The following is a 21613-nucleotide window of genomic DNA, read 5'->3' on the forward strand; positions in this document are numbered from 1 at the left end:
AGGGCTCAAGCTTCGGACCAGGCCCCCGCCGGGCATGACCGCAGCCGCGCACTCCCCGGCTCAGAAGCTTCGGCCCACGGGTCGACGTACCGCGCTCAACGGAACCGAGCCAGCCGCAGAGGGGGTCTTGCTCTGTAGAGCACGGTCTCCCAGAAGGCGGCTTAAGCCCTCGGTCGGCGGGCTACGAGCAGCGCATCGTCTTGTCCGAGGTGGCACCAGTGGAGCAGGACCTCCACGTCGAAACCATGCTGCCGGAGGTCGCCGAAGACCTGCTGGCCTTCACCCGTGGTAGCGCAACGTCAGCCGATGAGCACTTAGAGCTGTAACGATCTTATAACGCGGCGTAGTCACCAGCTGTGTGGCCTAGCTAACAAGCCAGGCTGCTTCCGGTCCCCATCGGGTGTCAGTACAGCCGGCCGTTGCCTTGCGAGGTCTTGCACATGCGCGCTCAGCACCCCGTTCGTCGCCGTGAGGTTCGACCTGTGCGTTCCCGGCGCAGCCTGGTCCTAGCGGCCGCTGTAGTGGCCGGTCTGACGTCCGCCCCGGTGCCGGCGGTTGCCGCTCCGTCCGAGACTCCTGCGACGGAGCAGGAGGCGCGCGAAGCTGCACACGAACAGGCGCCACGGCTCGGCGACCTCGGTGACGACTCCCGTCCGCCGGAGGTCGGGACCCTGGCGGACCTGTCGGACCCGCTGCCCGACGATGAGCTTGGCGCGGCGCTGACCGAGGCGGGTGCCACCGGTGAGCGGGTCGAAATCGCCTCGCAGACGACCGAGACCTCCATCAGCTACGCCCAGCCAGACGGCACGGTGCAGATCGAGAGCGCAGCTGGCCCGGTGCGTACCCAGGTCGGTGGCGAGTGGGTGGAGGTGGACACCACGCTCCAGCTGACCGAGGCGGGGGTGCAGCCGCTGGCGGTCACCGGGGACATCACCTTCTCCGCCGGCGGCGCGCAGCCGATGGCCGTCCTCGGCGACGGCGAGGGCACCTCGATCAGCCTGCGGTGGCCCGGCGAGCTGCCCGAGCCCGAGCTGTCCGGCGACACCGCCACCTACCCCGACGTGCTGCCCGGCGTGGACCTGGTACTGACTGCCACCCGGCAGGGCTTCACCCAGCACCTGGTCGTCAACGAGCGGCCCACCGACCCGGCGGTGATCGAAGCGCTGAGCGCGTTGGAGTTCGACCTGTCTACCGAAGGCGCCACCGTCGCCGAGGGCGCCGGCGGGCAGCTGCAGGTGCTCGACGGGGCCGGCGCGGTGGTCGGCACCGCCGCCGCGCCGCTGATGTGGGACGCGCGCAACGACGCGCGCAGCGGCGAGCCGGCCGCCCTCGAACCGATCGAGCTGGACCTGGCCGCGCCCAGTGACCCGGCCGACGACGCGACACTGGTGCTCAGCCCGCCGGCCGAGTTCCTCACCGACCCGGCCACCGTCTACCCGGTCGTCATCGACCCCACCCAGGCCCTCGGCGCGCTCGGGGACACCTTCGTGCAGAGCAACATCGCCACCACCCCCCAGGGCGGATCCACCGAGCTGCGCAGCGGCACCTACGACGGCGGGGCGACCCGGGCCCGCGGACTGCTGCGGTTCGACGTCGGCGGGGTGAAGAACAGGGTGGTGCAATCGGCCAACCTGGCGCTATTCGAGACCTACTCCGGCTCCTGCAGCCCCCGCTGGGTCGACATCCGCAAGGCCGGCGACTTCGACCCCAACACCGTCACCTGGAACAACCAGCCCTGGATCGGCTGGGCCGTGGCCGACCTCGTCGGCAACGCCAATGCCGCCTTCGGTTACAGCTCGGCCTGCCCGGCCCGCTGGGTCGACTTCAACCTCACCGGCTGGACCGCCCACTTCGCCGACACCCGCACCAACGCCGGCAACGTCATGGCCCTGGCCGTCACCGCCAGCAGCGAGACCGACACCCCCTCGTGGAAGAAGTTCGCCTCCGGCAACGCCGGCAGCAACGTGCCGCTGCTGACCGTCACCTACGACGGCAGCTGCGATCAGTACAACGGCAACACCGTCTGCGGCGCCGTCCGCGACAAGTACTACGCCCTCGGCGGCCCCGGCGGCACCCTCGGCCTGCCCACCAACAGCACGGCCCCGCTGCGGGACAGCGGCAGCTTTAACCACTTCCAGCACGGATCGATCTACTTCTCCCCGGCCACCGGAGCCCACCTGATCAAGGGCGGCACCCGGGACAAGTGGGCGTCGCTCGGCTGGGAGAACTCCTACCTCGGCTTCCCCACCACCGACGAAATCTGCGGACTGCGGAACAACGGCTGCTTCAACCACTTCCAGGGCGGCTCCATCTACGGCTCCCCGGCCTCCGGCGTGCACACCATCCGCGGCGCCATCCGCGACAAGTGGGCCTCCCTCGGCTGGGAGAACTCCACCCTGGGCTACCCCACCACCGACCACACGGCCCTCACCGGCGGAGCGTTCAACCACTTCCAGAGCGGCTCCATCTACTGGTCGGCGTCGAGTGGGGCCCACACCGTCGCTGGCGCGATCCGGGACAAGTGGGCCTCCCTCGGCTGGGAGAACTCCACCCTGGGCTACCCCACTACCGACGACACGGCCCTCACCGGCGGGGCGTTCAACCACTTCCAGGGCGGCTCCATCTACTGGTCCGATCCCACTGGAGCTCACACCATTCGAGGGTGGATCCGTGATAAGTGGGCGCAGCTAGGTTGGGAGCGCTCCTACCTCGGCTATCCCATCATCGACGAAACCGCTGTGTCCGGCGGTGCCTACAACGACTTCAGCGGTGGTTCCATATACTCGTCCGTTGATAGCGGCGCGCATGCGCTCCACGGTCAATTCCGAGATTACTGGAACGCGTTGGGTGCCACCGCCAGCACGCTCGGGTTTCCCGCAAGTGACCAGTATGCCACTGACTACGGGTCCCGCCAAGATTTTCCGGGCGGTCAGATCATCTTGACTGCCGACAGTGGCGGGCCGCGTGATTGCACCATCACCGGCTCCTCAAACGCAGATCAACTTATTGGCACTGCTGATGACGACATCATCTGTGCGCTTGATGGCGATGACATTGTTGATGGCCTGGAAGGTGCAGACGTCATCCTTGGAGAGGCCGGCAACGACACTTTGGCTGGAGGTCTCGGCGCCGACAGCCTTCGGGGTGGTTCAGGGCATGACTTTCTGCTGGGCGATGCCGATTCCGACGTCTTGGAGGGCGAAGGTGGCGATGACCGACTGACTGGCGGACTTGCCGATGACCAACTGAGGGGTGGAGCTGGCGCTGACGAACTCACGGGCGGTGACGGCGCCGACACACTTCTCGGCGAGGCGGAAGCTGACACTGTCTCGGCCGGTGACGGAGACGACTCCGCCGACGGCGGTGACGGCGCCGACATTCTTGCAGGCGGTGCCGGCGCGGACACCATTCTTGGTGGTCGGGGTGCGGACGGACTGACCGGTGATGCTGGCACCGACGTCCTAGCAGGCCACGATGGCGACGACGATTTGCAGGGTGGGGATGACAGCGATGAACTCTTCGGAGGTCTCGGCCAGGACGCGCTAACCGGCGGTTCCGGAGACGACCGGCTGGACGGCGGTCCGACGGGGGACAGTGTTGATGGCGCCGACGGATCCGATGCTTGCATCATGGCCGATGCTCGCACCCACCTGCTGGCTTGCGAGGACGTGCATACGAATACTGCTGTGGACACCACGGCAAGCTATGTCACGGAGGCCGCGCCTGTTCGGATGGCAACCGATATCCTCGTGATTAGCGGAAGCGAGCTCGTGGCCGACAGCGCCAGCGCGACCGTGACGACAAACATCGTGCCCGAAGGAGGCGCTCGCCTCGTCACGCCCTCCGCCACCGGCACCGAGGCGACGGTTGAAATCGGCCTCGGCCTGCCACACGCGGAGTCGCTTGACGACGCCCGTGTAGCCGCCGGAGGTACAGCCGTTTATGCGCATGACCAAGGCCTTTTCGATGTTGCCGTGCAAGCCATTGGAGGAAGTCTTCGTCTTGCGACGGTTATTTCATCCGCAGCTGCTCCCACTCGTTATGAGTATCCCGTCGCCCTGCCGCCGGGCGCCATCGTCCGATTCGACTCGGACGGGGAGGTTGTGATGTTCGCGGCAGATGGCACATTCGTGGGCGGCTTGGCTCAGCCGTGGGCGAAAAGCGCCGATGGTTTCGACGTGCCGACGCACTACGAGTTGGACGGTACTACCCTGACTCAAGTCGTTGATCACACAGCGCCTGGGGTTATCTACCCAGTGATCGCAGATCCCCACCTTGGAACGTATACGCGCTACGCAATCACCGCTGGGGGCGCTCCTGCTTCATCGAGCGGAGTCGCGGCGGCGGCGGACGTCATCAACTGTACGGTCAAGGCGCATAACCCCCATCCCTCAACGCATGCCCGCGGCGCTCGGGTCAATGCCGAGGTCAGGATCACATGCACCAAGCCCGTGGCGCGGATGTTTGCTGCTACGAGTCTCTATAGGGGAAACGGCTCCTTCTACCGCGCTGGCGATGCGAGCACTGTGTACGGGCGGAAGCAGTCGTCATGGTTCGCGAATGGGCCATGTGTAACGGACAGCTATTACATCCGAGGTCAGGTCGTCGTCACCTTCCCGCCCGGTTACAAGCCTGATCGTCTGCAAACATCGGTGAAAAGCACGACGGCGTGGATCCACTGTGGAGTACGCTAGGTCGCTATGTTGGGCGGAGAGTTAGGCGAATCAATGGGGTCGATGGGGTCATCCGTGAGCGCGGCTAATGCAGATGAACTTGGCCTGGTACCGCTAACCGATTCGTCAGCTGAGTTTGGGTCGGTCTTCAGCATCATCCCCGGCGGTTATGACGCTTACGTACGGGTATTGCATCCGCCGGAGACGCCCGAAGGTGCATTGGAAACGTGGGAGGCGGTGGCTCGGCGCTCAGGTGCCGTCCCACACGCACTGATGCAATGGCACGCGATCTCGTCAAGCGCTCACGAGACGACGCTCGGACCACCGCAACTGGGCGGTATGCCAGCCTCCACATTGGCCGCGCTCATCGAGGTTTTGCAAACTGAATCAGTAGACACGGACTGTCAGGTTCTTGCTGCATACTGGGACGGATATGCGTGGCTCGGTCGACCTCCAGCTCTGGACTTAAGTAGCGTCACGAAGGGTCGTTCGGCCATTAAGCGCATCCCTCTCGCGGGGCCGAGTGTGGAACTTATTCCTAGTCGCAAATTCTACCTAGTGCAGGCGCCGCTGGGGGAATTGATGCATATTGGACACAGCGAGTCGGCCGACTGGTTCATTGCCGAGTCACCGAACCTTATATTTCCCACTGATAAGAAGTGGCTCGTATCGAGCGAGATTGACTTTGACTCAACGATCGTCGGATGCAGTAGTAGATTGGCGGATGCATTGCTCGCTCATCCCGATCTCGAAACGTGGCCGGTCGCAGGTGGAGACTCTTTGGCATTTGATGGCGATACTGTCAACTGCTGAATTGTTATGGCACTAAGGTCGCTCTGGCGGATGCGCGATCTAGTGCGCTGAACCTATGGGGCGGCGGATGGACGTTCAGGGGTCGATGAACACCCACTGAGGTTTTCTCTACGGTTCGATTGCTCGACGGTGGGTTAGTACGAGTGCTGCCTTACAGGTCAGGAGACCTTCGTATTGCAGAAGCAACTCAATGTATCATGCGCAGTGAAAGCCTTGGGCTAATTGATGGCGTCGCTGGTCGCAGCCGGGGTACGGCTACAGATGGCTCTTCAACGTCTTGAGGATTCCGGTCCAGCGGAGCTCAGGCGTGTGACCGCCAACGAATGGCCCCAGCTTGTCCTGGTGTTCGCTCAGGCACTTCAGCATGTCCAGGCTCGCAACGGACATCCGCCCGCCCTGGACGTACTCACCTTGGTTCGTGACCCAGTACTCCGTCATGCCTTCCTTGAAGAGCATCCAGCCGCGACGTCGCTAGTGGTCGATCAAGTGGCGAGAGCCAGCTTTGTAGATCTTGTACCGCGTCGAGCCTCGATTGCCCCGGCGGCACAGCTCGTCGAGCACCTCCCGCACCTGGCGACGGGCCTGCGTCTCGACAGCGATTTCAGCCGCCTCCTTCTCTTCTGCGGCTTTCCGCTCGGCGTTCCAGTGGGCGTAGAACGCCCGCTGCCTCTCCCACTCGGCTCGGGCGTCGGCGGCTACCTTCGCCTCGAACTTCACCTCGTAGTGCTCGTCGCAGAGCCTTTGTGCGTCCCAGAGACCGCTGTGGCTGCCGCAGACGGGCCGCTGGCACTCAGAGCAGTAGCCGATCGCCCCTGTGTTGCACCGGCACAGGCCCAGGTTCGCCGGTGTGGTTGACGCCTCGACGTAGCGCTGGCCGCAGACCCGAGTGTCGTATAGGACCGGCGGGCCGGAGCCGGGGCGCTGGAACCCGGGTCCCTCTCGCTCGATGGTGATCTTCGAGTCGCAGCGCCAGTAGCCGGGTGAGATCTCGGTCCTCGTCGTGCCATGACACGTCGGACAAGCCATGGCTGGATGTTGCCAGTCAAGCAGCCGTTACGAGTAGGCACGGGCGATCGGCGCAGCCGGCTCGCTGACCGGGTGGGGAGCGACAACTAGGGCCGCCGGGCTACTGCTCGGGGGCGATAACCCGGCGGGCCAGTCCGCACAGAGTCCGCAGATTGTCCACAGAACGGCCACAACGAGCCATCGTCAGCCCACCGCCTTCGACACCGATAAACGCAGGTCACAGCCACACCCAGGGCCGTCCTAGCAGGTCAGCGGAACGTGCCGAGATGATGTCCGGGATCATGTACATCGAGTCCAGGGCCGGTGGGCAGTCCGGGCTGGCGCGCATCGGGCGGGAGCGCTTCTCCAAGAGTCGGCGGACTCTGTACTACGGCGATCAGCAGCTGCGTCGCCCACCTACAGGCGGTACAAGGCCAATCACTATGACGTGGCCACCGGCGAGGAATACTGGGTCTCGGGGCCGATGACTGACGGCAAGGACCGTCTGTACGGTGAGCGGATACCGGTGTACGTCGATAAGGACGTGCGCGTCGAGTACTGGAGCCAGATTCGCGGCTCCCGCACCGGGCGCAGGAAGCCGACGCCAGCCGCGGACTGGCCGCCGCCCGCAGTTGGTGGACTGAGCGGCTCTGCTGCTTCCCAGATCGTGGAGCGAGATCGGATCCGCTCCACGATCTCGGAAGTGCCAGACTCCTCGCAATTACCTAAAGTGAGTCATTGATCACGGTTGTCACGTTGACAAGCGGAAAAGCCGCTTGAACCCTTGCAGGCATGGCTACCAAAACCGAGGTCCGGCTGATCGACGACCTGACCGGCGAAGCCGCCGACACGACCGTAAAGTTCGCCCTCGACGGCACGGACTACGAACTGGACCTATCCGACAAGAACGCCGGCGAGATGCGTGAGACGTTCGCGAAGTACGTCATCGCGGCCCGAAAGGTGGCTGGCGGGGGTCGTCGCGGTGGTCGCGCTTCCAAGCCGACATTCGCCGAGGTGGACCCTGCTGCAGTCCGGGCGTGGGCCGCTGCGCAGGGCGTAGCTGTCTCGTCCCGTGGACGCATCAGCAAGGACGTGATCGAGAAGTACCGCGCCGCCGGCAACTGACTGCTCATGACTGAGTAGTAGGAGCGTCACGAGAGCATCAGTGGAGCCGCGATGCTGAGTCCGGGTTGCGCGGTCACCGTCGTGACGCGCGGGCGGAATCAGTAGTTGCGGCACCTCACCGCTGCCTCGAAACTGCGATGCTGGATTGGGCAGGAGCCGTGCCGATGTCCCGATGCCGGGGCCCCTGCTGGTCGACTCGGTGGCTGGGAGGGTGCTGGCCGATCCGCGTAGTCGGTCACAGCCCTGGCTGGGGACTCGGCGTGCATCGCTTCATCGGGCTGCTCTTCGGTGAGCGCCGATGCGATGTCGCGAGGGAGCAGCTGCAGCACCTCGTTGTGCGAGATGATGCCGTCGTCCTCAGGGATAGGCGGTGTGCGCGGCGCCGCGGGAAGCGACACCGTTGCGTCGTTTCGGCGGTTCTTTGTGATCAGGTAGATGGGGACGGTCACGACGGCGCCGATGGCAAGGATGGTCAAGGGGACGACGAGCAACTTCACGACCTGGATCACCACGCCGAGAATCAGCAGAAGCCCGAAGACAGCGCCCAGGCCCACGCGGTGTGGTCTATTGCTCATCTCAGTCCTTCCTGGGGCCAGTAGCTATGAGCATGGCAGTCGTTGGTGCGACGTCATGCGTCACAGGCGGTTCCGTCCTTGTCGCGGTCGAGGGCGGAGCGGTATCCGGGTTCCCCGATCCGGAGTGGGGCGGCCCCGGCGGCGCGGGCGGCGTCGCAGTTGGCGTAGTAGACGCTCGACTCCGGCACGGGAGCAGGCTCCGGTGCCGGTGCCGGTGCCGGTGCCGGTGCCGGTGCCGGTGCCGGTGCCGGTGCGGGTGCAGGGGCTGGAGCGGGGGCGGGGGCGGGGATAGGCACCCGCCGTGGGTCGGGGTCCGGCGGATCGACCGGCACGGGCACCAGTACGGGCCCGGGATCCGGCGTCGGTGAGGGCGTGGGCTCCTCCTCGGGCAGGTCGACGACCACACCAGCCGGCAGCGGCTCGTTGGGGCAGCTGGCGAGCACGGTGGCGATGGCGTTCTTCTCGGCTTGGGTCATCCACAGGTCGTAGGTGGCCTTCACCGCGACCTGCCGGGCGACGTAGGGGCAGCGGTAAGAGCGGTTGGGGGGCAGCCAGGTGGCGGCGTCCCCGTCGCCCTTCTGACTGTTGAGCGGGCCGTCGACGGCAAGCAGGTTGAGCGGGTCGTTGCCGAATCGGGTGCGCTTGGCGGTGTCCCAGCCCTGGGCGCCTTTCTGCCAGGCGTCCGACAGCGCGACGACGTGGTCGATCTGCACGTCGTCGCTGGTGTCCTGGCCACGGGTGAAGGCGATGCTGCGCCCGGAGTAGGGGTCGGCCAGGGTGCCGGTGAGCACGACGCAGTTGCGGGTGCCGGGCTTGAAGGTCTCGCCGGTGAGGTCGCGGGCGAGGATGTCGTTGCGGGTGTCGCAGCCGTTGCGGTCGACGTCGACCCAGCCGTCGCCGAACAGGTCGCGGTCGTAGCCGGTCCGCGGCGCCCGGCCTTGGACCTCGACCGCGGCGAGGGCGGCCAGGGCGGTCGTCGGCTCGGCCGACTCCACCGCGGCCTGCGCGGCGTCGTTGGAGAGCAGACCGGTGGCCGGGTCGACGCCGGTGTTGGGGCGCTCGCTGGTCTCGGCCTGGGCGAGGGACGCCTCGGCGGCGGCGATGGCCGCCTCCGACGGCGTGGAGGGACCGGCCGCCTGCGTCGGCTGCGGTGCTGCGCCCTGCTGAGCGGAGGGAACTGTGGTCGTCGGGGCCAGCGCACCGCCGACGACCATGAGCGCCAGGCCACCGGCGGCGACGGCGGTGCCGACACCGCGCGAGGCGATGCGGGCCCAGCGGGCGCGTCCGCGGATGAGGGCGACGACACCCACGGCCAGGGCGGCGAGCCCGGCCAGGCCGAGCACGGGGCCGAGCGCTCCTGCGGCCGTGACCACGACCAGGAGGAGTGCCGCTCCGATCGCGGCGATGACCAGCTTGCGTCGCCGGGGGGATGGCTCCGGTGCTGCAGCCGGAGCGCGCCATGTCGACGAGCCGGCCACGGGTGCTCCAGCCGGCGAGGGGGACGGGAGGTGGTCGGCCGCCGGCTGCGTTTCCCAGGGTGGCCGCGGTCTTCCCCTTGGCGTCGACGCCTGTGCCTTCACAGACGTTTTGGGGCTGTCGGGAGGGACGATGTCGAGCCGCCGGGCCTCAGCACGGGGGGTCTCGGCGGGGTCCTGCCCGCCCGTTGCGGCCCAGCCGGCGACCGCGTCGAGGACCTTGTTCCCGACGCTGCCGAGGGGAAACTGAGCGTCCCGGTTGGTCACCACAGCCCCCGGCAGGGACGCGGCGAACGGGCGCACCTGTTTGCCGTTGGCGATGAGCCGGTTGCCCTCGAGGTAGAGGGTCACCGGGATGCCGGGCGGCTGCGCGTCGAGGACCAGCCGGAGGTATTTGGCCTGACCGCTGCCGCCGGGCGGGATGAGCCGGTATCCCAGCTGCTGCGCCCGTTCGGCGGTCTGGCGCATGAGGGTGTCGCCGGTCTTGCTCTCGTGGTGCGCAAAGATCGCGGCAACAGCCGGCTCGAACACTTAGGTACGCCCCGTTCACCCATGGCTGGGCGGCCCGCCCCGTTCGGTCCAGAGATTCCCAGCCAGGCCATGGAAGTGTGACCGACGATGCCGTCGCGTGGAAGCCCGTGCTCGGCGCTCTTGTCCTCGCGCGTCCTAGCTTTCGCCTCAGCAGTCAAGCCCGGTAGCGGGCAGGAGCCATCGGGCCGGGCGCCTCTGCGTCCGGCCGTAGGGTGCAGCGCGGTGGTCGGGTCCGGCGGTGGGGCCAGGTTCGGCAGGCTGATCAGACGCCATCGAGCGGCTGGCTTTCGTGTGCGCCGTAGGCGGCCCCAGGGCGAGCGGGCGGCAAGCTAGGTTGCGCCGTGGTGCGGCATAGCTGTCGCAGCCGTCACCGCTCGCTCTGGTGCCGGGCTCGACGGTAGCGCTGTTCGTCGAAGGGTTGTTGGGTCCGCAGCAGCGTGTAGGCCAGCCGGCAGGCGTGGCGGGCGAGGGCGACCCGGGCCTGGATCGGGCGCATGCCTCGGGCGCGCAGCTCGTCGTGGCGCTCGATGAAGACACCGCAGTGCTGGGAGAGGCCCCAGGCCAGGTTCATCAGGGCGTCGCGGTGTTCGGGCAGCCCCTGGCGGGAGATGCGGCCGCGTCGATGAAGGCTGGCCGACTGGTAGCTGGCCGGGGCCAGGCCGGTGGCCGAGTAGCGATGCTCGGCGCTGGGAAAGCGGGCGATGGGCAGGCTGAACGCGGCAAACGCGGCTGCCCGGCTGGTGGCCACGCCGGGCAGCGTGGTCAGGATCTGCCCGTCGGTGCCGGCCAGCAGGCCGGTGAGGTCGCCGTCGACGGCGGTGATGTCGGCGGCCAGCGCCCGCCAGCGGGCCAGGCCGCGGCCCAGCCGGGCGGCCCTGGCCGGCGCGTCGGCCGGCGGCCGCAGGCAGCTCCGCCACCGGTCGACCCAAAACTGCGCCTCCGAGTCGAGGACCCGGCCAGGCGCCCGCGAGCGCAGCGACCGGACCGAGGGTGGTCGACCGACGAAGGCGACCGCGCAGTCCAACACCGCCTGCCCGATGACGCCCTCCAGCTTCAGCGCCCGGCCGTGCCCGACCGGCGCGGACAGTCCCGGGCACAGGGCATGCAGCTGGTCGTGCAGCCGCTGCTGAGCGACCTTGCGTTCGGCGACCAGGCCCCGGCGGTGACGCACCGCGGCGGCCAGAGCGTCATCGACCCGATCGGTGACGACCCGCCCTTGCCCCTGGCGGGCCAGGTAGGTCAGCGCGGCGCAGTCCCGGTCGTCGGTCTTGAACCGGCGAGAGCCCAGCTGCGCGCGGGCGGCGGTGGTCTCCGACGGCGCGAACAGCCGCACCGACCCAGGAAACCGCTGGTCAAGCTCGCGGACCCAGACCTGATGCAGACCTCCGGTCGCCTCGATGGCGAACACCGGGTTGCTTCCATCCGAATGCTCGAGAACCAGCCGCTGCAGTGCTTCCAGGCCGGGACGAAGCACCGGCAAAGACAGCGGCTCAACGACCATTCCGGCCGCACTGGAGCTCAGCCACACCCGGTTGCTGACCTTGCCCGGATCGATTGCGATCACCAGCGTCGACGCCGGCAACGCCTCATGCAGCAGTCCCACAACGGCCTCCCGCCCTCCACAGCAACGTCAGGACGACGCTTCCGCAGAGGGCGGGTCAACGGCTATCAGCTGTCGCTCTCGCATTTGGCTGATGGCCCTGCGACTGAGTGTCGTGCATTCTGCTCAGGAGTCACGGGGGTGCAAGACATGGGCTTCTCGATCAAAATCGCGCCAGGTGTCCGGGTGCGTGCGTCCAGCCGTGGCGTCCGCACGAGCATCGGCCCGCGGGCCGCTCGGTTGCACGTGGGCGGTGGGCGCACCGGGTTCTCCACCGGCGTCGGCCCCGTGGGCTACTACACGACCCTGGGCGGCGGGAACCGCGGACGACGGTCCACCACGACGCGCCGTCCCTCGGCGGGCTCCTACCAGCGCCAGCTGGCCGCGAGCTCGGCCGCCGCGGCGAAGGCGGAGGAGGCGCAACGGCTCGCCGGGCTGTTCCAGGGCCTGCTGGACATCCATCGCGAGGCTTTTCAGCCGGCTCAGCCACCTGTGGCACCGCCAGCCCCGGCACCCGACGCGGACGCGATCCGTGCTCACCACCGCAAGGCCGCCCTCGCCGGCATCGGGCTGCTGCGGCGGCGGGAGCGTGCCGCCGCCCAGGAACGGGCCGACCGCGCGGCGGAGGCGGAGCTGCAGGCCCGCTGGGCCGAGGTGCAGCGCATGCAAGCCGACTACCAGGCCCAGCTGGACGCCTGGTGGGCGGCGCTGCTGCGCAACGAACCGGACGCCGTCATCGGCACACTTGCCGAGGCGTTCGAGGACAACGAGGCCGCCGCCGCACCCCTCGGCGTCGACGGCGACGAGCTGTCTCTCGTCGTCCTGGCGCCCAGCGAGGACATCGTCCCGGAGCGGATGCCGGGCACGACCGCCAGCGGCAACCTGAGCCTCCGCAAGGTCCCCAAGGGCGAACGCGCCGCCCTCTACACCCAGGCCGTGATGGGGCACGCCCTGGTGACCATCAAGGAAGTCCTCGCGGTCGCTCCGGGTATCCAGCGGGTGCGGCTCATCTTCCTGCGTCACGCCGGCGCCGACGCCTACGGCCAACCCAAGCTCGAATGCCTGCTGGCCGGCACGTGGACCCGACAAGCCCTACAAGGTGTCGCCTGGGCCACCGCCGACGCCGCCACGGTCGCGCAGGACACCGCCACCGAGCTCCTCGTCAAGCTGCGCGGCGGCAAGGAACTGGCACCGCTGAACCTGGACTCGCAACCGGAGATCCAGCAGCTGCTGGAGGTCGTCGACATCGAGGATCTCGTCTCCGATTGATTGAGTTGTGACCGGGCTTCGCCAAGGACGCGCAGATGCCGTACCGCGGCTTTGGGCAGGGCCGCCCGACGCCCGTCGACCAGGGCAGTGGAGCCTCCTCGAGCGTTGTCCTTCGGGGGCATGGCAGTGCCGTGGTCACCTGAGCGGCCCACGCAGGGACACAGCACCCACCGGGACCTGTGCCCGCGGTCGCACCGCTGGCCGAGGTACCTGTGCCGCAATGTGGGGGCGCGGTCTTCAGTCATTCACGCAGACGGGCAACAGGTGGGACCCGTGGGGTCTATGCGAGCTGACCTGGCGAGAAGCGCTAACCCGGGGGCCGAACCTAGGCATGAGCGGAACGTGGAGTATCGGTAACGCTGTGAAACCTTACCTGTGAGGGCGACAGTCGCCTCGCCCCGCAGACTCTGGAGCCAATCATGCGTTGTCGTACCACTGCTGCTGCCGGTGTCCTCTTCACCGCTGCTCTGTCCCTCGGCGTCTCTGGCACGGCCCACGCCGCCGACACCTACAACTGCCCGGACTTCGTCTCGCAGGCGGACGCCCAGGCTGTCTACAACGCCAACCCGAGCGACCCGAACCAGCTGGACCGCGACAACGACGCCCAGGCCTGCGAGGACCACGACTACATCGCCAGCCCGGGGACCGTCACCAGCGCCATGGCCCTCGGCACCACGAGCCAGGTGACCCCCGGTACCACGAGCCAGGTGACCAGCCGTCCGGCGGGGGCCGTGGCCGCCGGCGACGGCAGCTCCTCCGGTGGCGAGGCCAGCGCGCTTCCCTACGTCCTGGGCGGCGTCGCGCTGACCGCGGCCGGTGGGGCCGCGTTCGCTGCGCGGCGCAGCTCCCGCGCGACCGTCTGACCGTCGGGACGTGCACCATCGCGCACGCACCACCCACCCCGGTCCCTCAGTGGCCGGGGCGGGTGGTGCGGTGCGCATCGTCGGGGCATACCCCCCGCCAATACCTCCAGCACTGACTTCGGACGCCGACGCCGAGCTCGAGGCCCTGCTCGCCCGGCCGCCCCGGGTCACCCGCTACGGACAGCCCGGTCGCCCCGCTGTCCGGACGGCCCGGCCCCGCGCCGCCCGTGTCTGGGCGGCCACCTCCGCGGTACTCGCCGCCGCGGGGATCGCTGCGGTCGTCGTCCTGCCTCAGGACACGAGCGACCCCGTCCGACTCGACGTTCCTCTCGCCGTGGTCGCCCCGCCGGTCACCGCGACGCCAGACATGCCCGCGCCTCTTGCTGGATCGGCGAGTCTGGCGGCCACTGCGCGGCAGCTGTCGGCCAGTACGCCCGGTCGGGTCCACATACCGGCCCTCGGAGTCACTTCTCGCATCATGGAGCTCGGCCTGGAGCGGGACGGCTCCATGGAGGTTCCGCAGGGCGCCTATCCCGTCGGCTGGTATGACGGCAGCCCCACACCCGGTGAGCTCGGGCCCGCTGTCCTCGCCGGCCACGTCGACTGGGAGGGCGAACCGGGCGCCTTCTACGGGCTACGGGAGCTGCGTCCCGGGGACACCGTCGTCGTCGACCGCGCCGATGGCACCGTCGCGACCTTCCGCGTCGACCGCGTCGAGAAGCACCCCAAGGACGACTTCCCGACCGAGGAGGTCTACGGCGACATCGACCACGCCGGTCTCCGCTTGATCACCTGCGGCGGAGCGTTCGACGAAGACACGGGGGACTACCAGAGCAACATCATCGTGTTCGCCAGCCTGGCAACGGTCGGCTAGACACAGCGCGCCTGCTAACCGTGTCGCATCGGTCGTCGGCGTCGTAGCCCTCCACAGGCCAGCACGGCGGCCGCGGTCGGTTGATGAGCGGGAGTCCAACACCCCCTTCCGCGCAGACGTAGGCCTCCGACGCCCATCCACACACTCCTGGCCGCTTCCTGCAGCCGGCACCTTCGGCCGGCTGTGGAGCGGTTGCCTGGCTCCTCAGGACGACTGGGGTGGGGCCCGCGAATCACGCCGTCTCAGTCCGCAGATAGTCCGCAGAGGTCCGCAGAAAGTCCGCAACTCAGCCAACATCGGTCATCGCCGGCCAACGGCGCTCAACCATGAAATCGCAGCTCAGGCCCAAGTCCCGTCGTTCACCACACATAGCCGTGGACCCCGGGTCAGTTCTGGGTCGTCTACGCGAACGAAGTAGAGACGGCGACTGCCCGTCGGGCGACCGGACTCCGACGCCGGCCGGAGCAGGGTTCACCAAGTTCCAGCCGAGGGTCTGCACACACCACCGCGCGAGAGACACCGGCTCCCGCGCGTTGATGGTCAGCGCCTCTCACCTAATGGTTACGAGGACCGACCTTACTTGCCGGCTGAGAGCAGCGAGGTCCGTCCTCCCAGCCCCGCAGATAGAGGACATTTTCTGCGGGTCTGTGCGGCCGGGGCGCGGGGGTATCCCTGAAGGGGCTGCAGGGGCGTGTTCGCCAGGCGGCAGCGACGACGCGCTGTGCTTGGCCTGCGCTCGCAGCTCGGCGAACCGGGCGACGGCGGAGCACCGGCGCCCATGGAACCCCCGGCGGCACCGATTCATCCTGGGAGCCGACAGATGTAACACGGTGGCACAGCACGGTCGTTGAGGAGAGGGAAGCCACGACACCGCTCCCACCGGCTGCCAACCAAGAGAGCGGTGTCATGACCCGTCACCCACACAGGGAGTCCCCGTGCAGGCTGTCCTCACCCTCGTCGTCGTCCTCGGAGCCGTAGCAATGGCGGTTCTCGTTCCTACCGAGACCACGATCGCCATCACCACTGCCGTGCTGGCGGCGCTCGTCGTCGACCTGCTGCGACACCGTGGACCGAGGTGACGTCCATAGCAACGGACGACCGCCCTTGAACATGCCCATAGCAGGCGCCCCGCTCGACCAAGCCCTGGCCGTCGTCCGGCCCGTCCTGCTCGATCTCCTGCGGGACTTCTTGCACGGTGTGTTCAGCCGCCCATCTGTCGCTGTGACCACGGAGCACCGCGGCAACCGGTCTGCGCCCGGGTCCTATGCGGGCTGTGGCGCGGCTCCCCTGATCACCTGGGACAGGAACCCGATCGCGCCTTCGACACGGCCCTTGATGGCGCGCAGCGCCGGCAGGTCGAAGGTGCCTGCGTCACCGTGGGTCCCGTCGTTGAACACGCGGAAGAGGTTCATGACGTCGTTCACGTCCTCGTCGATGAATTCTCCAAGACTCGCCGAGCTCTCGCCGTTGAGGGCAAGGAGGTAATTGATCTTCTCGCGTCGCAGGGGCTGCCCCTGCGGAGTCCTCTGGCACTGCGGGTTGGCCTGCAGCACTGCGGCGTCGGGCGCCTTGATCTCGAGCATCTGCACCAGCACCTCCCGCGAGCTGGTGCAGAAGTGCCGGGCGGCGTCGGGGTTCTGCGGGTTCAGGGCGTAGAGCGCACCGCGCCAACGACTGTCAAGATCACCTGACAGAGAGCTCAGCTCGTCGGTGATGGAGGTGCTGTCCACCTCGACGGTGGCGTCGCCTTCGCCGAGCAGCGCATTGGCGACCCGTGCACTGTTGGCCGCCTCCCCCTCAGCGAGGTCCAGCAGGCTCGCGCTGTGCCCGCCGAGGAAGCCGGCGTCGAAGTCAGCGTCGGCACGGAGGTAGGTCTCGTGCAACGCGACCGCCGAGGTCCGAACCTCCTGGTACCGCACCCGTGAGGACTGGCTCTGCAGGCGAGCGATCTCAGCGCGCAGCCGGGACCGGTTCTGCCGCACGCGAGCGTCGTGAGCTCGAGCCTCGCGGTTGTAAATTGTCGACGGCACGCTGGACCTTGCGCACCCCGGCGTTGTAGTTGTTGATCGCCGTGTTGACCTTGCTGATTGCCTGGCGCTGCTTGGCTTGGGCCTGGCGAAGCTGGCTTCTGGCCTGCGCGGGCGTCAGTCTGCGAACCATGATCGTTACCTCCCGCCAGCGAGGGTAGATCGGGGGTGTGACAGTTTGCGACGAGCCGCATGCTTGCTGTGAGGGAGCTTGCTGTCACAGCCCCTCGCTAGCGTCGCCGGCGTGACCTTGGTGCCTCTTGCCGTCGACATCGCCGCTCCGGTCCCCACCGTGCGCGCCGAGCCTCTCGACCGGCTGCCGGGCACCGCGGCCGACGACCCGCTCACGCGCCTGGCGGCAGCGTGGCTCGTCTCCTACCCAACCCGCACCGCAACGGTCTACCGCCGCGACCTCGAGGCGTGGGCGGCGTGGTGCGCCGGCCTCGGCGTCCACCCGTTCGCCGCCGAACGTCATCACGTCGACGCCTGGGTCCGACACCTGACGACCACCCCTCAGCCGCGCACTGGTCGACCAGCAGCGGCTGCATCGGTCGCCCGGCGCCTCTCGGCGCTGTCCAGCTTCTACGACCACGGCATCGCCGCCGAAGTCCTCACCCACTCCCCCGTCGCGTCCATGCGCCGACCGCGAGTCTCTGAGGAGTCCCAGGCCGTCGGGCTGACCACCGACCAGGTACGCGCCCTGATCACGGCGGCCACCAACCACTCGCCCCGCTCGGCGGCGCTGGTGCTGCTGCTCACGTCAGTGGGTCTTCGCATCTCCGAAGCACTCGGCACCGACGTGCGCGACTTCGGTCATGACCATGGCCATCGCGTCATCAAGGTGACGCGCAAGGGCGGCAGAACCGCCCGCGCTGTGGTCCCGCCCCAGGCAGTCCGCGCGCTCGAGGCTTACATCGACCAGCGTTCCTCGGGCCCGATCTTCCTCGCGTCCGACGGCACGAGCCGCTACCCGTACAAGAGCGCCTACGAGCAGCTCGAGCGACTCACCAAGGCAGCGAAGCTCCCCGCCGGCGTGACACCGCACAGCCTGCGCCACGCATGGGCGACCGAGGCCGACCGGCTGCGCGTGCCGCTGCAGGACATCCAAGACGGCCTGGGCCACGCGGACCCGCGCACCACCCGGCGCTACATCGCCAAGCGCAACCAGAACGACCGCTCGCCCAACTACGCGATCGCCGCGGCGCTCGCCGAGGGCAGCTGACCCGTGACAGTCAACCTGCGTGAGCACATCCTTCAGCACCTCGTGACGTCACAAGCCGAGAACCGCTTCGGTGACGCGTACCTGGTGCAGCAGGTCACGACTGCAACCCGAAGCCCCCGGACCGAGGTCTTCGAGGCCCTCTGGGGACTCGTGGGCGACGGACTGATCTACCTCGACAAGGCCGGCCAGAGCTCGAGTACGGACAACTGGCGTTGGCGCCCAAGCCAGCGAGGCATCCAGGTAGCAACGCAGGGACGCTGGGAGCCGCACGACCCCGACGGTTACCTCCGCCGGCTTCGCCGCACCGAACCGGGCATCGACCCGCGCGCGCTGGTCTACCTCGAGGAAGCCCTTCGAGCCTTCAACGCTCAGTGCTTCCTCGCGTCTTCGGTCATGCTCGGCGTCGCGTCCGAGCAGGTCGTTAACGAGCTCACGGCCACTGCGGCGGCCTTCTTCGGGCCCACCGCCGAGAAGCTCCGCAAGGCCATCGGGAACCCACGGGCGTCACAGAACGCCCGCTTTGAGGAGCTGCGCAAGCTGCTGGAGTCCCACCGCCACCAAGTCCCCGAAGGCTTGGCGGACCCGCTCACCCTCGACGCCGTAACCGACCTGCTGCGGATCACCCGCAACGCTGCAGGGCACCCAACCGGCGCCCAAGTCGACCACGACACCGCCTACACACACCTGCAGATGGCGGCGGCGTACCTCGCCAAGATGACTCGCCTGGCTGCCCACTTCTCGCGTTCCGAACGTGCGGCAGTCGAGCTGCCCACCTCAGTCAAGTCCTGACGGAGGATCGACCGACAGAGCACTACCGTCCAACGTGATGCTCAGACTTCTGGTTGACACCTCGGCTTGGCTGGACCTGGCTAAGGACCTGCAGGGCGAGGCGTTGATCACGACGCTTGGAGTGCTCGAACACGAGCAGCGCATCGAACTGCTCGTTCCCCAACTCGTGCTCGACGAGTTCCAGCGCAACCGGACCCGCGTAGCAACCGACATGACCCGCAGCACTGCGGCGCAGCTTCGGCGAGCACGCCGAGCAATCGAGGACCACGGACGCGGAGCGGGACGCCAGGCTGCCCTCGACGAGCTCGACAACGTGGTCCTGCGAGAGCCGATGATCTTGCAGATGGCGACACGCAACTTCGACCAGATCGAGGCGCTGCTACAGCAAGGCCAGCGCATCGAACCGTCGCCGGACGACCAGGCTCGCACTGTCGAGCGAGCGATCACGAAGCGCGCACCGTTCCACCGAGACAAAAATAGTGTCGCCGATGCCCTGCTCATGGAGATGTACGCCTCTGTCGTGAAGGCAGAGACCACCGACCCAGCCGATCGCTACTGCTTCGTCACCCACAACACCAAGGACTTCTCCACCGTCGATGGCGACACACGGTTGCCCCATCCCGACTTCGCTCCGTACTTCGACGGCTTGCGGTCGCACTACCTGACGAGCCTGAGCGCCGCGCTGACGTTGCACTTTCCTGACGAGTTCGACGAGCTGCTCGAGGAGTTCGACCTCCGCGAGGAACCTCGCTCCTTGGACGAGATCTTGGCCGCGGAGCAGCGCTTCTTCGATCTGATCTGGTACCAGCGGTCGATCAACTACATGGAGCCAGTGGGCGAGAGCGCCCGCCGGCGCATCGAGCAGCAGTACGAGGCCGGCGAGCTTCCGCCCTACGACGACTTCGGGTGGGGCATGCTCAACGGAAAGCTGTCGACGTTGCGATGGGTCCTCGGGTCCGAGTGGGACTTCCTCGACACCTGAGCATTCTGAAGTGCCCGGGGAGTCGACCGCGCTACGGGTGCAGGCGCTTCAGCTCGTCGTCGTAGACGCCGTAAATGAACGGCCCTGCCTTGCGTGCTGCTCGCGAGATGCGCGCCAGGTTGACGACGTAGCGCTGAGCCATGGCAGCGCCGGTGAGGTTCGCGTTGGTGATGACGAACATGCGCAAGCTGTGCGCCTCGACAGCTGCGATCTCCTCGGCCTTGCGCCGGATGTTGTCGTCCTTGTGGAACGCGACCCAGCCGCGGTGCCCCACGTCGGCGATCCAGTCGACGTCGGCGGTGCGCGCTCCGGCGGCTTCGCCGTAGTGCTCCCGCATGGTGACGACCGTCAGGCCCGCCGCGCGCAGTGCCTCGGGCACGATGGAGGCACCGAGGCTTCGGTCGACGAAGATCGTCTCGCGGTGGATCGGTAGGAGCTGGTCCTCCGGCGGCCGCTTACGCGCTGACGGCAAGGGCCGCGCGCAGCTCGGTGACGCGGAGGCCGAAGTCCTTGGCCGTCACCTCGAGGGGTTCACCGGCCCGGATGCGACCAAGCACGTTCTCGACCTCGACACCAGCGCGATCGAAGATCGGATGCCCGTAGCTGCGGTCCGGGTCCATCACGACGTCTGCGCCCTTGTACTGGCGCAGGTGGATGAGGCCCGCGTAGCCAGCATCGAAGCTGATCTCACGAAGGAAGCTCTCGACGACCTCAGTGAAGACGATCTGGCCTGAGCGCGGGACAACCAGGCGACGCACGCTGCCGTCTTCACCCATGTGCTTGGCTGCGTCCCACAGGACCTCGGCGCCGTCAGTGCTGAGCTTCTCGCTCGCCAGTGCGTAGGGACCAACCTCACGGATCAGGGCATCGAGTGACGCACGGATGCGCTGGAGCGGGACGCCAGCAGAGCGGAAGGCGTTGAGGACGTAGGCCTCTGCGAAGCCGACGAAGGGAAGACGCGGGTAGCCGGGGAGGGTCTGAGCCGCCGCGGTGACCAGCGGCTTGCCGATGACAGTGCGACCTTCGGGGTGACGCACGTAGCCGTCGACCCAGGTCTTCAGCGTCGCGCGAGGGACACCGAGGTACTGGGCAGCCTCGGTGATCGAGTAGAGCGGCACCGTGAAGCGCCGGTCATGGAACGTGGCCATCAGTTCCTCCTTCCCTCGTCGTACCGGACGTCCGGAACATCTGGACGTCTATGACCGTGGCGCAGTCTTGCATCAAGGCGCAAGCTGGACGTTGCATCCCTGATCGGCGCTGGTCAGAGCGTCCTTGAGCCGAACGGCTCCTCCGCCGCCCACCTCGGTTGCAGCGTCAATCGTGCGACCTTGCTGGTCATCTCACGCTCTCCCCGGAACCGAAGCCCGACGCCGGACCGGAAGGAAGCACGGATGGGACGTCCTTGCCACCCATTTCCCCGGCCCGTCCGGCAAAGAGCTCTGCTCAGGAGTCGGCAGCGGCAGCAGGGAACGAGTGGACCAAGACTGCTTCCGCAGTGAAGCGCCCAAAGGGCGGAAGGATCTTCGTCCGCTGAGGAGACGGCGCGGACGGCCCCTACGCTGAGCTGCCGGACGGGTGGGGGGCCAACGAGCACAGCCCGCCGCAGGCGGCTGTGACGCCGGCGCAGCCGGCGGCACGCGCAGCGTGGCCCAGAGTGCTCAGGCCAGCCCGACAAGACGATGTCGACCTCAGAGGCCTCCGCGCGACGGGGCGGACTACGCCGCGCAGGTCGGGCGGTCGGTTGCATGGCGGCGGCGGGGAACGCGGCCCGGGGCGACTACAGCAACGCC

The 21613-nt window shown here is 67.9% G+C and carries 18 protein-coding genes; 11 read left to right on the forward strand and 7 right to left on the reverse strand.

All coding sequences use genetic code 11. The features are described 5' to 3' along the window. The first annotated feature begins 521 nt into the window (after window positions 1-521). Together BLR12_RS00870 and BLR12_RS23830 are read left to right on the forward strand one after the other, a co-directional pair. The gene (locus BLR12_RS00870; protein ID WP_143018658.1) at window positions 522-4694 is read left to right on the forward strand and encodes a DNRLRE domain-containing protein; all 4173 of its coding nucleotides are present in this window, start codon (window positions 522-524) and stop codon (window positions 4692-4694) included. A gap of 54 nt (window positions 4695-4748) precedes the next feature. Then, entirely contained in the window at window positions 4749-5486 is a 738-nt protein-coding gene (locus BLR12_RS23830) for a hypothetical protein (RefSeq protein ID WP_143018659.1), read from the forward strand. A gap of 471 nt (window positions 5487-5957) precedes the next feature. Here the strand turns inward: BLR12_RS23830 and BLR12_RS00880 are convergent, their stop codons facing one another. After that, window positions 5958-6512 (reverse strand): hypothetical protein, encoded by a 555-nt coding sequence (locus tag BLR12_RS00880; protein WP_091372219.1) that lies wholly within the window; start codon window positions 6510-6512, stop codon window positions 5958-5960. 427 nt (window positions 6513-6939) lie between these two features. On the opposite strand from BLR12_RS00880, the gene BLR12_RS24200 reads away from it, so the two are divergent. Next, on the forward strand, window positions 6940-7233 hold the full coding sequence (locus BLR12_RS24200) for a hypothetical protein (protein WP_176832292.1): 294 nt from the start codon (window positions 6940-6942) through the stop codon (window positions 7231-7233). Between the two features lie 50 nt (window positions 7234-7283). Beyond that, the gene (locus BLR12_RS00890) at window positions 7284-7616 is read left to right on the forward strand and encodes a histone-like nucleoid-structuring protein Lsr2 (RefSeq protein ID WP_091372223.1); all 333 of its coding nucleotides are present in this window, start codon (window positions 7284-7286) and stop codon (window positions 7614-7616) included. 98 nt (window positions 7617-7714) lie between these two features. Here the strand turns inward: BLR12_RS00890 and BLR12_RS00895 are convergent, their stop codons facing one another. The 3 genes from BLR12_RS00895 to BLR12_RS00905 form a co-directional block, all read right to left on the reverse strand. Further along, window positions 7715-8191: a hypothetical protein gene (locus BLR12_RS00895; RefSeq protein WP_143018660.1), complete on the reverse strand. Its 477-nt coding sequence runs from the start codon at window positions 8189-8191 to the stop codon at window positions 7715-7717. 53 nt (window positions 8192-8244) lie between these two features. Then, window positions 8245-10197, reverse strand: a complete 1953-nt coding sequence (locus BLR12_RS24955) for a GmrSD restriction endonuclease domain-containing protein (protein ID WP_255363220.1) — start codon at window positions 10195-10197, stop codon at window positions 8245-8247. 367 nt (window positions 10198-10564) lie between these two features. After that, entirely contained in the window at window positions 10565-11800 is a 1236-nt protein-coding gene (locus BLR12_RS00905; protein WP_091372232.1) for a transposase, read from the reverse strand. Window positions 11801-11947: 147 nt separating this feature from the next. On the opposite strand from BLR12_RS00905, the gene BLR12_RS00910 reads away from it, so the two are divergent. From BLR12_RS00910 to BLR12_RS24205, 4 genes are all read left to right on the forward strand, one after another. Then, entirely contained in the window at window positions 11948-13066 is a 1119-nt protein-coding gene (locus BLR12_RS00910) for a DUF4236 domain-containing protein (protein WP_143018661.1), read from the forward strand. A gap of 419 nt (window positions 13067-13485) precedes the next feature. Continuing rightward, window positions 13486-13929 carry a hypothetical protein gene (locus BLR12_RS00915; protein ID WP_091372237.1) on the forward strand — a complete coding sequence of 148 codons (444 nt, stop codon included), beginning with the start codon at window positions 13486-13488 and terminating at the stop codon, window positions 13927-13929. 367 nt (window positions 13930-14296) lie between these two features. Then, the gene (locus BLR12_RS24960) at window positions 14297-14803 is read left to right on the forward strand and encodes a class F sortase (protein ID WP_255363292.1); all 507 of its coding nucleotides are present in this window, start codon (window positions 14297-14299) and stop codon (window positions 14801-14803) included. Window positions 14804-15738: 935 nt separating this feature from the next. Further along, the gene (locus BLR12_RS24205) at window positions 15739-15882 is read left to right on the forward strand and encodes a hypothetical protein (protein WP_176832293.1); all 144 of its coding nucleotides are present in this window, start codon (window positions 15739-15741) and stop codon (window positions 15880-15882) included. 183 nt (window positions 15883-16065) lie between these two features. On the opposite strand, the gene BLR12_RS00925 is transcribed toward BLR12_RS24205, so the two are convergent. Then, on the reverse strand, window positions 16066-16785 hold the full coding sequence (locus tag BLR12_RS00925) for a pPIWI-associating nuclease domain-containing protein (protein WP_218120492.1): 720 nt from the start codon (window positions 16783-16785) through the stop codon (window positions 16066-16068). A gap of 289 nt (window positions 16786-17074) precedes the next feature. On the opposite strand from BLR12_RS00925, the gene BLR12_RS00930 reads away from it, so the two are divergent. From BLR12_RS00930 to BLR12_RS00940, 3 genes are read left to right on the forward strand one after another with little or no spacing between them, the layout of a single operon-like run. After that, entirely contained in the window at window positions 17075-18052 is a 978-nt protein-coding gene (locus tag BLR12_RS00930) for a tyrosine-type recombinase/integrase (protein ID WP_176832294.1), read from the forward strand. Between the two features lie 3 nt (window positions 18053-18055). Beyond that, the gene (locus BLR12_RS00935) at window positions 18056-18841 is read left to right on the forward strand and encodes a hypothetical protein (RefSeq protein WP_091372249.1); all 786 of its coding nucleotides are present in this window, start codon (window positions 18056-18058) and stop codon (window positions 18839-18841) included. A 37-nt stretch (window positions 18842-18878) separates the two neighbouring features. Continuing rightward, window positions 18879-19823, forward strand: a complete 945-nt coding sequence (locus BLR12_RS00940; protein ID WP_143018662.1) for a PIN domain-containing protein — start codon at window positions 18879-18881, stop codon at window positions 19821-19823. Window positions 19824-19854: 31 nt separating this feature from the next. Here the strand turns inward: BLR12_RS00940 and BLR12_RS00945 are convergent, their stop codons facing one another. Together BLR12_RS00945 and BLR12_RS00950 are read right to left on the reverse strand one after the other, a co-directional pair. Continuing rightward, a complete protein-coding gene (locus BLR12_RS00945; protein ID WP_255363221.1) occupies window positions 19855-20295 on the reverse strand; it encodes a PIN-like domain-containing protein in 441 nt (146 codons plus the stop codon). Beyond that, the gene (locus tag BLR12_RS00950; RefSeq protein ID WP_091372256.1) at window positions 20279-20971 is read right to left on the reverse strand and encodes a DUF433 domain-containing protein; all 693 of its coding nucleotides are present in this window, start codon (window positions 20969-20971) and stop codon (window positions 20279-20281) included. The genes BLR12_RS00945 and BLR12_RS00950 overlap by 17 nt, the downstream gene beginning before the upstream one ends. Between the last annotated feature and the right edge of the window lie 642 nt (window positions 20972-21613).

It is taken from the genome of Geodermatophilus sp. DSM 45219 (assembly GCF_900104025.1).
Classification (GTDB): Bacteria; Actinomycetota; Actinomycetes; order Mycobacteriales; family Geodermatophilaceae; genus Geodermatophilus.

Bases quoted from the DNA above. Each gene is read 5' to 3' on its own strand.
- BLR12_RS00880 (WP_091372219.1), bottom strand. From the start codon at position 6,512: ATGGCTTGTCCGACGTGTCATGGCACGACGAGGACCGAGATCTCACCC.
- BLR12_RS00890 (WP_091372223.1), top strand. From the start codon at position 7,284: ATGGCTACCAAAACCGAGGTCCGGCTGATCGACGACCTGACCGGCGAA.
- BLR12_RS00895 (WP_143018660.1), bottom strand. From the start codon at position 8,191: ATGAGCAATAGACCACACCGCGTGGGCCTGGGCGCTGTCTTCGGGCTT.
- BLR12_RS00910 (WP_143018661.1), top strand. From the start codon at position 11,948: ATGGGCTTCTCGATCAAAATCGCGCCAGGTGTCCGGGTGCGTGCGTCC.
- BLR12_RS00915 (WP_091372237.1), top strand. From the start codon at position 13,486: ATGCGTTGTCGTACCACTGCTGCTGCCGGTGTCCTCTTCACCGCTGCT.
- BLR12_RS24960 (WP_255363292.1), top strand. From the start codon at position 14,297: ATGCCCGCGCCTCTTGCTGGATCGGCGAGTCTGGCGGCCACTGCGCGG.
- BLR12_RS00940 (WP_143018662.1), top strand. From the start codon at position 18,879: ATGCTCAGACTTCTGGTTGACACCTCGGCTTGGCTGGACCTGGCTAAG.
- BLR12_RS00950 (WP_091372256.1), bottom strand. From the start codon at position 20,971: ATGGCCACGTTCCATGACCGGCGCTTCACGGTGCCGCTCTACTCGATC.